This window comes from uncultured Bacteroides sp. (assembly GCF_910585845.1).
Classification (GTDB): domain Bacteria; phylum Bacteroidota; class Bacteroidia; order Bacteroidales; family Bacteroidaceae; genus Bacteroides.
This window is the reverse complement of the sequence record NZ_CAJUHF010000029.1, coordinates 1-12,335: the sequence shown is the minus strand read 5'-3', so window position 1 is coordinate 12,335 and position 12,335 is coordinate 1. Positions and strand designations below refer to the sequence as shown.

At 49.4% G+C, this 12,335-nt stretch carries 8 protein-coding genes; 4 read left to right on the top strand and 4 right to left on the bottom strand.

The features are described 5' to 3' along the window. Window positions 1–413: 413 nt before the first annotated feature. Both QZ323_RS09410 and QZ323_RS09405 read left to right on the top strand, forming a co-directional pair. A complete protein-coding gene (locus QZ323_RS09410; protein WP_294634377.1) occupies window positions 414–3,785 on the top strand; it encodes a UvrD-helicase domain-containing protein in 3,372 nt (1,123 codons plus the stop codon). A 137-nt stretch (window positions 3,786–3,922) separates the two neighbouring features. Further along, the gene (locus QZ323_RS09405; protein WP_294634376.1) at window positions 3,923–6,808 is read left to right on the top strand and encodes a PD-(D/E)XK nuclease family protein; all 2,886 of its coding nucleotides are present in this window, start codon (window positions 3,923–3,925) and stop codon (window positions 6,806–6,808) included. Window positions 6,809–7,042: 234 nt separating this feature from the next. Here QZ323_RS09405 and QZ323_RS09400 read toward each other — a convergent pair whose 3' ends face one another. The 3 genes from QZ323_RS09400 to QZ323_RS09390 are packed head-to-tail and all read right to left on the bottom strand — an operon-like array spanning window position 7,043 to window position 9,263. Further along, the gene (locus QZ323_RS09400; RefSeq protein ID WP_294634375.1) at window positions 7,043–7,576 is read right to left on the bottom strand and encodes a ParB/RepB/Spo0J family partition protein; all 534 of its coding nucleotides are present in this window, start codon (window positions 7,574–7,576) and stop codon (window positions 7,043–7,045) included. Further along, window positions 7,573–8,865 (bottom strand): DUF3440 domain-containing protein, encoded by a 1,293-nt coding sequence (locus tag QZ323_RS09395; RefSeq protein WP_294634374.1) that lies wholly within the window; start codon window positions 8,863–8,865, stop codon window positions 7,573–7,575. Before QZ323_RS09395 ends, QZ323_RS09400 begins: the two co-directional genes overlap by 4 nt. A 2-nt stretch (window positions 8,866–8,867) precedes the next feature. Then, window positions 8,868–9,263 (bottom strand): hypothetical protein, encoded by a 396-nt coding sequence (locus QZ323_RS09390; protein ID WP_294634373.1) that lies wholly within the window; start codon window positions 9,261–9,263, stop codon window positions 8,868–8,870. Window positions 9,264–9,541: 278 nt separating this feature from the next. Here QZ323_RS09390 and QZ323_RS09385 point away from each other — a divergent pair, with 278 nt between their 5' ends. Continuing rightward, window positions 9,542–9,862: a hypothetical protein gene (locus tag QZ323_RS09385; RefSeq protein WP_294634372.1), complete on the top strand. Its 321-nt coding sequence runs from the start codon at window positions 9,542–9,544 to the stop codon at window positions 9,860–9,862. A gap of 334 nt (window positions 9,863–10,196) precedes the next feature. Here the strand turns inward: QZ323_RS09385 and QZ323_RS09380 are convergent, their stop codons facing one another. Then, entirely contained in the window at window positions 10,197–11,279 is a 1,083-nt protein-coding gene (locus QZ323_RS09380; RefSeq protein ID WP_294634371.1) for a choloylglycine hydrolase family protein, read from the bottom strand. Between the two features lie 259 nt (window positions 11,280–11,538). On the opposite strand from QZ323_RS09380, the gene QZ323_RS09375 reads away from it, so the two are divergent. Continuing rightward, window positions 11,539–12,075, top strand: a complete 537-nt coding sequence (locus QZ323_RS09375) for a 30S ribosomal protein S16 (protein ID WP_294634369.1) — start codon at window positions 11,539–11,541, stop codon at window positions 12,073–12,075. Window positions 12,076–12,335: the final 260 nt, after the last annotated feature.

Below are 12,335 nucleotides of genomic sequence, written 5' to 3'. Positions count from 1 at the left end.
AAGGTTGGAGTACAGCGGTACTCCTTTTTTTTTTGCCCATCATCGAGTACATACTAATTCCGCACCTGCTCCATACCAACTCCATGTTTTCTCCATGCTATAGGATATGGACAAAACACGAAGATGAAACGGTTCGGATACCATCTTGGCATAGCCCACTCTCCCCAACCGAATGACCGTTCAAACCGAATGGACATAACGAAACTATTCAGCTCACAATACGGGCGAATCTGTCCCACGAGATGAATAATTCTGTCTCACGGGACGAAAAAATCCGTCTCACGAGATGAATAATTCCGCCTCACGGGACGAATTTCTTCATCTCGTGAGACAGAAAAAAAAGACATATGCACCCCTGATAAATCCATGTTTTTTCCGTATGTTTGTGGCAAAGTTCAATCCCACTAATCGACATGGAATTATTAGTATACAAAGCCTCGGCAGGCTCCGGCAAAACGTTTACCCTTGCCGTGGAATACATCAAACATCTGATCCTGAATCCCAGGGCCTATCGGCAGATACTTGCCGTGACCTTCACCAACAAAGCCACAGCAGAGATGAAAGAACGCATCCTGCAACAGCTGTACGGCATCTGGATAGACGACCCCGCATCGGAACCCTATCTGAACCGTATCCGAGAAGATCTGAAACAGAAGAACCTTTCCATCCCCGACATCCGCCGGGCGGCAGGCACGGCACTGCAATACATGCTGCACGACTACAGCCGTTTCCGTGTGGAGACGATCGACTCTTTCTTCCAGTCCGTCATGCGCAACCTCGCACGAGAACTGGAGCTAAGCCCCAACCTGAACATTGAACTGAACAACGCCGATGTGCTGAGCGACGCCGTGGACAGCCTCATCGAAAAGCTGACACCTTCCTCTCCCGTACTGGCATGGCTGCTGGACTACATCAACGAACGCATAGCCGACGACAAGCGTTGGAACGTCTCCAACGAAATCAAACGCTTCGGATGGAACATCTTCGACGAAGGATACATCGAACGGGGCGAAGGACTGCGACAGCAACTCCGCCAACCGGACACCATCAAGTCCTACCGCAACGAGCTGCGCGAGATAGAGACGGAAGCCCTGGAACAGATGAAGAGTTTCTACGACCAGTTTGACGGCGAACTGGAGACCCACGGCCTGACCGCCGATGACCTGAAAGGCGGCTCACGGGGCATAGGCAGCTACTTCCGCAAGCTGCGCGACGGGCGCCTCTCAGACAAGGACGTGCTGAACGCCACACTGAGAAACAGCCTGGACGACGCCAAGAACTGGGCCACCAAGACTTCCGCACGGAAGAACGACATCATCCGCCTTGCCGAAACCAGTCTCCTCCCTCTGCTGCAAGACGCCGAGACGTTCAGGCCCAAGAACAACAAGATTGTAAACAGCTGCCGCCTGTCGCTGCAACACCTGAACAAGCTGCAACTACTGGCACACATCGACGAGGAGGTGCGCCAGCTGAACCGAGAGCACAACCGCTTCTTGCTGTCGGATACCAACGCCCTGCTCCACAATCTGGTACGTGACGGGGACTCTTCGTTTGTATTCGAGAAGATCGGAGCCAACATACGCAACGTGATGATCGACGAATTTCAGGACACCAGTCGGATGCAATGGGACAACTTCAAGATCCTTCTGCTGGAAGGCCTCTCGCAGGGTGCCGACAGCCTGATCGTGGGCGACGTGAAACAGTCCATCTACCGCTGGCGAAACGGCGACTGGAGCATCCTGGCAGGCCTGACAAAGAAGAAAAAAGCCGAAGTGGAGAACAACAACGGCAACGGCACCAGCTCTGACGCCCACGGCCACACGCCCGCGCCCAGCTCGCAGCTCGACAACTTCCCCATACGTGTGGAGACGCTGAAGACCAACCGCCGGAGCGAAACTAACATCATCCGGTTCAACAACCTTCTGTTTGCCGCCGCAGTAGAGTATTTGAACACGCTCCACCTGAAAGAGTTGCAGGAAGATTGCCTCCCGTTGCTACAAGCCTATTCTGACGTGGCACAGGAGCCGCCACGAACCGTAGCGAAAGGCTACGTCAAAGCCTGCTTCCTGGAACCGGACAAGGAACATGACTACGTAGACCTTACACTCAACGCACTGGGAGAAGAGGTGCAACGGCTCATGGAAGCGGGCGTGAAGTTGAACGACATCACCATACTGGTGCGCAAGAACAAGAGCATCCCCCCCATTGCCGACTACTTCGACAAGACGCTTCACCTGCCTGTCGTCTCTGACGAGGCGTTCCGGCTGGATGCCTCACAGGCCGTCTGCATGCTGATAGATGCCTTGCGCTATCTCTCCAACCCGGAGGACAAGATATCGCAGGCGGCACTGGTCACGAACTACAGGCTGCAAATCCTGAAAGCGGAAAGTGTCGGTGCCGCCGCCGGTCAAAACATCCCGCCGACGGATACCTCCGCCGACTCAGACAGCCCGCAGACCGACATCGTCCCCGACTGGGATGCCCTGCTGACCGCCCGACCGGAGGACGGACTGCCGGAAGCATTTGTCTCGCACATGGATACCCTCCGCCTGATGCCGCTGTACGAACTGCTGGAAGAACTGTTCAGCCTGTTCCGTATGAACCGCATCGAGAAGCAGGATGCTTACCTGTTCTCCTTCTTCGACGCCGTGACGGACTACCTGCAAAGCAATTCATCGGATTTGGACGCTTTCATCCGCTTTTGGGAAGAGACCCTGTGCAGCAAGACCATCCCCAGCGGCGAAATGGACGGCATACGTATCCTCTCCATCCATAAGTCGAAAGGTCTGGAGTTCCACACCGTCCTGATTCCCTTCTGCGACTGGAAACTGGAGAACGAGACCAACAACCAACTGATATGGTGCTCCCCTGCCGACGCCCCCTTTAATGCGCTCGACATTGTTCCGGTCAACTACTCTTCCGTCATGGCCGAGTCGGTCTACCGGAAGGACTACCTGCACGAACGCTTGCAATTATGGGTCGACAATCTGAACCTGCTCTATGTGGCCTTTACCCGTGCCGGAAAGAACCTGATTCTGTGGAGCCGGAAAGGGCAGAAGGGCACCATGTCCGAACTGCTTGCCAACACCCTGCCGCAAGTGGCGGCAAAAGAGGGCAACGACGACTGGAGCGAAGAGGAGCCTTACGAAAGCGGTGAGTTGTGCCCGTCTGCACAGGCAGAGAAGTCTTCATCCGCCGCCTGCCGCCTACCCCTGAACCGCCTTGCCCAGAAGCCTGAGAAACTTCCCGTGCACATGGAGAGCATGAGGCACGACATCGAGTTCCGGCAGTCGAACCGTTCTGCCGACTTCATTCAGGGAGTGGACGAAGAGGAGTCCGACAGCCGTTTCATCAACCGGGGACGCCTGCTGCACACGCTTTTCTCTGCCATCGAGACGGAAGAGGACATCGACGACGCCATCGCCCAACTCGTCTTCGAAGGCATCATCGGCAAGCCGGAGACGGAAAGGGAAATACGTGAACTGACCCACCGCGCCTTCTCCCTGCCGGAAGTACAGGATTGGTATTCGGGCAGCTGGCAGCTCTTCAACGAATGCGACATCATCTGGCAGGAAAACGGCGAACTGCATACCCGCCGCCCCGACCGGGTCATGATGCGCGGCAGTGAAATCGTCGTCGTGGACTTCAAATTCGGAAAGCGGAACAAGAAGTACAACAAGCAAGTGAAAGGATATATCCAACTGCTCGTCCGCATGGGTTACCCACAAGAGAAGATAAAAGGTTACCTGTGGTACGTGGAAGAGGGAGAGATAGAAAAAGTATAATCCCCCCGAACGCACAGGACGAAACGGACGAACAGTGCAAAACAAGCAGCAGAACGAATTGTAATAATTATCAGGATTGTTCGGAATAATCAGCAGAACAGACCAGAACAATCATTAAAAACAAGGAACAAAGCAAGATGCAAACTTTTCTTCAATTAGTAGCCCAAGATTTATATAAGAAGATCGGGAACGACCTCTCCCGGGTCGCCATCGTCTTCCCCAACAAACGCGCTAGCCTCTTCTTCAACGAATACCTGGCGGCACAAAGCGACCGTCCGATCTGGTCGCCGGCTTACATCAGTATCAGTGAGCTGTTCCGGCAGCTTTCCCCCTGGAAGCCGGGCGATCCGATAAGGCTGGTTTGCGAGCTGTACAAGGTTTTCCGCGAAGAGACCCGCAGCGAAGAGACCCTCGACGACTTCTATTTCTGGGGAGAACTGCTTATCAGCGACTTCGACGATGCCGACAAGAACCTCGTCGACGCCGACCGCCTCTTCTCCAACCTTCAGGACCTGAAGAACATCATGGATGATTACGATTTCCTCGACACCGAGCAGGAAGAGGCCATCCGGCAATTCTTCCAAAACTTCTCCATCGAACGGCGCACGCAACTCAAAGAGAAGTTCATCTCGCTATGGGACATGCTGGGCAGCATCTACCACCGCTACCGTAGCAACCTCTCCGAACTGGGAATCGCCTACGAAGGCATGATGTACCGCCGGGTGCTGGAAACGTTGCAGCCGGAGCAGTTGAAGTACGACCGTTATGTCTTCGTCGGCTTCAATGTGCTGAACCGGGTGGAGACCGAATTCTTCAAGCGCCTGCACGATGCGGGGAAAGCCTTGTTCTACTGGGATTATGACGTGTTCTACACCCGCCTGCCCCGCGAGAAGACACCGCCCTACACGCATGAAGCAGGCGAATTTATCCTCCGCAACCTGGCTGTCTTCCCTAACGAGTTGCCGGAAAGCGCGTTCGATGTGTTGCGCTCTCCCAAGAACATCCGCTTCATCTCCGCGCCTACCGAAAATGCACAGGCGCGCTACCTGCCGGAATGGGTGCGTTCCGTCATGCGGACGGCAACCGTCCGCGAGAAGGAGAACGCCGTAGTGCTTTGCAACGAAGCACTCTTGCTGCCTGTACTCCACTCCATACCTGCGGAGGTGAAGAATGTCAATATCACTATGGGATTCCCCCTGGCGCAGACTCCCGTCTACAGCTTCGTCAGTGCCCTGCTGGAACTACAGACCAACGGCTACCGTCCTACCACAGGACGCTACGCGTACGAAGCCGTCCAGACCGTACTGAAGCATCCCTATACCCGCCGGTTGTCCGCCCTCGCCGAAAAGCTCGAGAAACAGTTGACGAAAGATAACCGCTTCTATCCCCTGCCCTCCGAACTGCAACAGGACGCCTTCCTGCAACAGGTATTCACTCCTCAGACGGGTATTTCGGCTCTTTGCCAATACCTCACGGACACGTTGCGTGAGGTCGCCGTCCTCTACCGGCAGGAGCAGGAGACGGACGACATCTTCAATCAGCTATACCGTGAGTCCCTGTTCAAGAGCTATACCCTCATCACCCGCCTGCTCAACCTGATCGACACCGGAGAACTCACTGTGCAGACTGACACCCTGAAACGTCTGCTGTGCCGCCTGCTCTCCACGGCAAATATCCCTTTCCACGGCGAACCTGCCATCGGCATGCAGATCATGGGAGTGCTGGAGACGCGTAACCTCGACTTCCGCAACCTCATCATGCTCTCCCTCAACGAAGGGCAGTTGCCCAAGGCTGGCGGAGATTCCTCCTTCATCCCCTACAACCTGCGGAAGGCTTTCGGCATGACCACCATCGAGCACAAGAATGCCGTCTACGCCTACTACTTCTACCGCCTGATACAGCGCGCCGAAAACATCACCTTATTATATAATACCTCCTCCGATGGACTGAATCGTGGGGAGATGTCACGCTTCATGTTGCAGTTCCTCGTGGAGTCGCCCCACGACATATCGCGCGAATACCTCGAAGCCGGGCAATCCCCGCAAAGCGGCAGGAGCATCTGCATTGAGAAGACACCGGAAATCCTTGCCCGGATGTACAGGAGATATGACGTCACCCGCCATCCGAAAGCCCTCTTCTCCCCCTCTGCTCTCAATGCTTATCTGGACTGCCGGCTGAAGTTCTACTATCGCTACGTGGCAGGGCTGAAAATGCCCGATGAGGTAAGTGCGGAGATCGACTCGGCGCTGTTCGGCACCATCTTCCACCGTTCGGCAGAACTGGCGTACACGGATCTGACCGCCAACGGAAAGGAAATCCGGAAAGAGGACCTGGAACAGTTGCTGCGCGACGACGTCCGGCTGCAAAACTACGTAGACACGGCTTTCAAGGAAGAGTTCTTCCACGTTGCCCCTTCCGAGAGGCCGGAGTACAACGGCACACAGCTCATCAACGCCAAAGTCATCGCCTCCTATCTGCGGCAATTACTGCGCAACGACCTGCAATATGCTCCCTTCTCGATGGAGGACATGGAAGTTCCGGTGAGTGAGATCATGGAGATAGAAACCCCGTTAGGACAGCTGACGTTGAATATCGGTGGAACCATCGACCGCATGGACAGCAAGGAAGACACCCTGCGCATCGTGGACTATAAGACCGGCGGTACGCCCAAGGTGCCCGAAAACATCGAGCAGCTCTTCACGCCTGCCGAAGGACGCCCGAACTACATTTTCCAAACGTTCCTGTATGCGTCCATCGTATGCGGCAAACAACCGTTGAAGGTAGCTCCGTCGCTGCTCTACATCCATCGTGCCGCATCGGATACCTATTCTCCCGTCATTGAGATGGGGGAAGCGCGCCAACCGAAAATTCCGGTCAACAACTTCGCCTTCTACGACGATGAGTTCCGCGAACGCCTGCGTGGGCTGTTGAAAGAACTCTATAGCCCGGAGGTTCCTTTTAACCAAACTGAGAACAGGAAGCAATGTGAGTTCTGCGATTTCAGGGATTTGTGTAAGAGGTAAAGAAGAAGAGGTGTTCTTTTGAAGAAGGACTCCTCTTGAGGAAAGTATTATTTTGAGAGAGTCAGAGGAAATTAACGGAAGTTATTCAGGAATTAAAGGCTGATACTCTTCTTTTCAGAAATTAGGGAAATAAAGGAGTTATCGCTTCGCTCCGTTAGGAATTAGAAGTTAAAAACGAAGTGATAACTCCCGTTAATTCCCGATAACTCCTTCCAAAGTTTCCTCCTCAAAGAATCATTCTTCCGGTGTCGGCTCTTCTACCGGATTCGGAATACTGAATTCCTTGTCCGAAAAGAGGGATGCCAGACCTGAAATCTGCTTCAGGCGAAGCAGCTCGTCACGATCCATACCGATATTCTTCATGATCCACCGATCGGACATTCCCGCCTTGTCCAGTTCGGCTACGATGTGGCACATCAACTCTATGTTGTGCGTACCGCGGGCACGGTTGTGGCGGATGGTAGACGCCATACGGTTAGACAGTTCCTTATTGATCACTACGACCGGCAACAATCCCTTTTCCCGCTGATAAATGCGCTGGGAGGTTTTCAACACGGAATAACGATGATATCCGTCTACCAGAATATACTGGTCCGCCTCGCTGTCGTAATAGCAGACGCAGGGCATCGTAAAGCCATCCTCCCAAATAGAAAGTTCCAACAATCTCATCTCCGGCGGTGCCACTATATTAGGATTGTAATCATTCGCCACTACTTTCTCCACCGGTACAGCCTTGACCGCATACACCGGACTTAGATATTCACTCATAACATCATATTTTTGAATTGTTCCATTATTTTGTCTCTTCGGTAAGCCTCTTCCTTATTTAACGCAAAGCCCATGTATTTGCAGGCATGGTCGTTCTTCAGGATACAGACACACATCCGCTTGTAAGTAGGGATTTCACGAAATTCCGTGATGTCGATATCATCCAGATAGTCCATTCTCACAGGTTTTTTACTTGTTTTATAGTTAGTCGTGCTCACTACTTCCAACGACACACCTGCTTTCTGCAGTTTCTGAATGGTCTCCTCGCTGAGGCACCCTCCCTTTGTACGCCAAAATTCGATGCTGACCGTCAGTTTCCGCAGGTAGTTGCGTCGGGTTTCCTCGGGCAGAGTGGACAAGAGGAATTGCATGAACTCTTTCCACGTATAGCCTTTCGGCAAACGCACGGTCTGCCATCCCATAGCATGCGTGCCTCCGTAGATACCCGTAAAGTTCACCCCATTCACACGGCCTATCATCTTTCCCCATGTGGAAGGATCGATCACTTTATAAAGCCGCAGGCTCTCCTGAGCTTCGCAAAGGAAAGGACTTGCCACGCGTTGGCGCTCGATGTTCACTCCGGCTTTATAGTACAAGTCGTACAATCGGTTATAATCCCATCCGAACTTTCCGTTCGCTGTCCATATATCAGTGGTTTTCCAGTCATAAATAGGATACGCATTGAAGATGTCGTTTCCTATTTTGGAAGTCCAACGGTAATTATGATACATCTGATACTTCCGGGCAAGGTGGATACTGCGCCAGCGGTTAAAACTTTCCTGCGTGCGTATGCCTATCAGAAAGCAGGAACGGACAGCATCTTTCTTCTGATGCAGCCATTTGGCAAAATACATCTGGAACTCGTAATCCCACATCGTATCCTTATAGAATGGGAAACATTCCACCGTCAGATGGTCTTTCGGCATTTTCCGCACCCAGATGTCCTTCATTGTCGGATCCCACGGACGCCAATAGTTCTGATGCATGGACGTACAGGTGGTTACTTTGAAGGGTACACAAACCCGATATACTTCCAGAATATCTTTGTTGTCTTCCAGGATACGGTCCACGTAATCAATGGTCATACTGTATTGGATTTCATAATCCATGTGGTAGACACAGATTTTCCGTTTCAGCCCGTGCCGACGGACGTAGTCGATACACAAGTTAAGCAGCACGCCGCTATCCTTTCCTCCCGAAAAGGAAACGCAAATATTATCGAATTGCTTGAAGATAATATCCAAACGCTCTTGTGCCAATTCATACACATTCTTCTGAAGCGCCTCCATTTCTATTTCTCTTTAATCATTTTCACATAACGCCTCCACAGCTTCTCTACGGAGAATCCCGACTCCAGAAACAGATCCTGATGTTCGATAAGTGTAACCGAAGTCAGCAGTTTGTCCTTTTCCATGCTGTCAATCACCTTTTCCAAAAGGGCTTTCAACACCTCAGTATTGTTGTCCTTCACATAATAGTTATTAATGATCGCTTCGCTTTTCTTATGCTCTAAAGGCAGAAAACCAACTACTTTTTTTCCTTCTACCGCAACAAACCATTTGAAGTTTTCCGATGTACGGAAAGGATAATTATTGTTTTGTTTCAATACCTTTGGATTCATTACTAAAGGAGCCACAAGCTGGTATAACCGTTTCTCCGTACCGTTCAACTCTATTATCTGTGTCATGACCGTTCAATTATTCATTATGGTTTGAATTCAACTTCCCACATAAAATCGTGCAGACAAAATTAAAGAAAATCTCCGGAAAAGACGAACAAAATGAATAAAAAGGTATCAATAAGAGCCAAGCGCGGCAGAGAGTTATTCGTTACAGGATATCTAAAAATGTTAATAAACCAAGTAATTCGGCCACTATCCTGAACCATAATGCGGGAAACTATGTTGCAGCAACTACAGGGATGAGTTTTATCAGGATTCCCTCAAAAACGATTAAATTGATTATCATGAGAAAAGAAGTTTCTGAAGTATTAGCAAAAGAACAATCCAACGATTGCTGTATTAATCTGTATCTGGAAGAATGTGGCTGGTGTGCCTACGAAGTCTCAGCATATCTGCTGATGAATCTTTTAGGAGGCAAATGTATCGTTGAGAAAATAGAGCGATGCGGATTAAAACTTGTCCGCACATTCCTGAATATAGATCTTTTGGGAGGCATAAACTATGGCGATTACCATTATGCCGGTCTGGATTCTTATAGCCTCCAACTGATTGGTAAAAACAAAATAGACAAGAGTTCTTTCATCCGTTGGAAAAAAGATATATGACAGAACAGCCTTGTTTTTTTAAGTAAGAAAGAAGAGAGTATGTCATAACGCCTGAGTTGACTTACTTTAGGAGGTGGACAAAACTCACCACAGATCATTCAGATTATTACCGATTAATCAGTTTGATTATCTGCACTCAGTTTGATTATCCGCATTTTAGAAAGGATATCTGTGGCAATCCGAGTGATCTGTTGTGAGTTTTGATACACTTTCTTTCATTAAGAAGAAGATTACATCGCGTCTCTTCATATTAACAGAGAACTTAAGAGCCTGTTTAAATTCTCTTCAAAGAGTTTAAACAAGCTCTAAGATGTGTGTACATATCGTCTTAAACTTATTGAATCTCTACAGCTTCTATCTTTTGTTGTTTCACCGCATCCATCGGTTCTGCACGATACGTGACGGTCGAAAAATCAATCGTACGTAAGTCTATGCTTCTGATCGTACTGTCATACATCGTGCGAAAATAGATAATCCGGTTTCTCATATCTGTGGCTGATGTCCATTGTGTGGCGCTGGGAATATCTACAGGAGTTTTTCCTTCCGACGTTTCCATGCCAATAGGAATATCAAAATTGTTCAATATCTGAAAACATTGTAGAACCGTTTCAAGGGCAGTGGATTTCTGTGGTGCCGTAGCTTGATAGAACGCAGCCCGAACAAAACGGGACGGAGGGGTTATATCACCGGGAATCCCCCAAAAGCCACTCCCCACTCCAAAAGAAGACAAGTCGACATTTCCCAACTGACGCGGTTGTGTCATTCCGGGATAAAGGCTGACGTAGTTATTCAGATTGGTCAAATGCCATTCAAATCCTGGAGAATTGGTGAGCACTCCCAATTTATTTTCATGGAAGTGAGCCTTCCGACCCGTTATTTCCAACACAAGCTGGCGTCCGGTAATATCGATAAAACGCCAGTGCACGGTAGACGCGCGGGGATCAATATTGATAACATGCACATCTGCAACAGCTTTTTTCACGTCTTCAACGGTAGCACATTTGCCAAGCAACCACGACACGAGCTGAAAATCGGATATACTATTGTCTCTCTGCTTTTTGTCATATTTCTCATATTCCCCATATCCCGGAAAGTAAAACAAACCGGCCGACAAACCGGTCTCATTAATTCCCTCTACAATGAATTCTTTCTGTTCAACCGCCAATCCCACATAACCATAACGGGCAGTAAACAGCATGCCATCCTGTCCATCGGGCGTATACGACTGTTCTGAATATCCCCGCGGAACAATTACATATCGACTGTTCAGATTACTTCCTCCCCATTCAATTGTACGTGCCACAATCGTTGCATCGTCTTGGCTCTTTAGAGTTATGCCTGTGCATGCCTGAAGGGGAGAAATAGACCAAAGCATATAACCCGTAATTACGGATATAAAAAACGAAAAAGATCTCATACTTATTATTTTTAAAGTGAATAGATTAGAAAAAACAGAATAGGCAACTGCCCAACTCGTTTTATACAACGTATCTGAAAGAGAGATTGTTTACTCTCACTTTAAATATAATATACGCAAAAAAGAGAGCTTTTTGCTGAGAATCATCCATTTTTCTTTCTGCAAACTCTTTGTCAATCAAAATAAAAGCCTTACCTTTGCACCCGCTATTACGAGATAGTAGCATTATTCAAATCATTCATTAAAACATTAATTTAAAATGGCAACAAAAATCAGATTGCAAAGACATGGACGTAAAAGCTATGCTTTCTACTCTATCGTTATTGCAAACGTAAGAGCACCACGTGATGGTAAATTTATTGAGAAGATTGGTACTTACAACCCGAACACCAATCCTGCCACAGTAGATTTGAAGTTCGACCGCGCACTTGACTGGGTCCTGAAAGGTGCACAACCTACTGACACAGTTCGCAACATCCTGTCCCGCGAAGGCGTTTACATGAAGAAACACTTGCTGGGTGGTGTAGCTAAAGGCGCATTTGGCGAAGCTGAAGCTGAAGCAAAATTCGAAGCTTGGAAGAACAACAAGCAAAACGGTCTGGCTGCCCTGAAGGCTAAAGACGAAGAGCAGAAGAAAGCTGAAGCTAAAGCACGTCTGGAAGCTGAAAAGAAAGTGAATGCAGAAAAAGCTAAGGCTCTGGCTGAAAAGAAAGCTGCTGAAGAAGCTGCTAAAGCTGCCGCTGAAGCTCCTGCAGAAGAAGCTCCCGCTGCTGAAACCGAAGCTGCTGCTGAATAATAACAAGTACAGCAGATTCACAACAGTTGAAGTAAAAGCTATAAAAGTCCTCTCCGCAACCATACGGAGGGGACTTTTTTTGTATATGTCCCGTAGGAGAAACACCCTTACCCTACAAGACGAATAAATTCGTCACGAAGTAAACAAATTCATCACGAAGCAAACAAATTCGTCCCACGAAACAAATAAATTCAGCTCGTGAGACGTAATCATTCTATTTTCCGCCACGACAATTTTATCGGCTGTTTTTCAGCCGATAA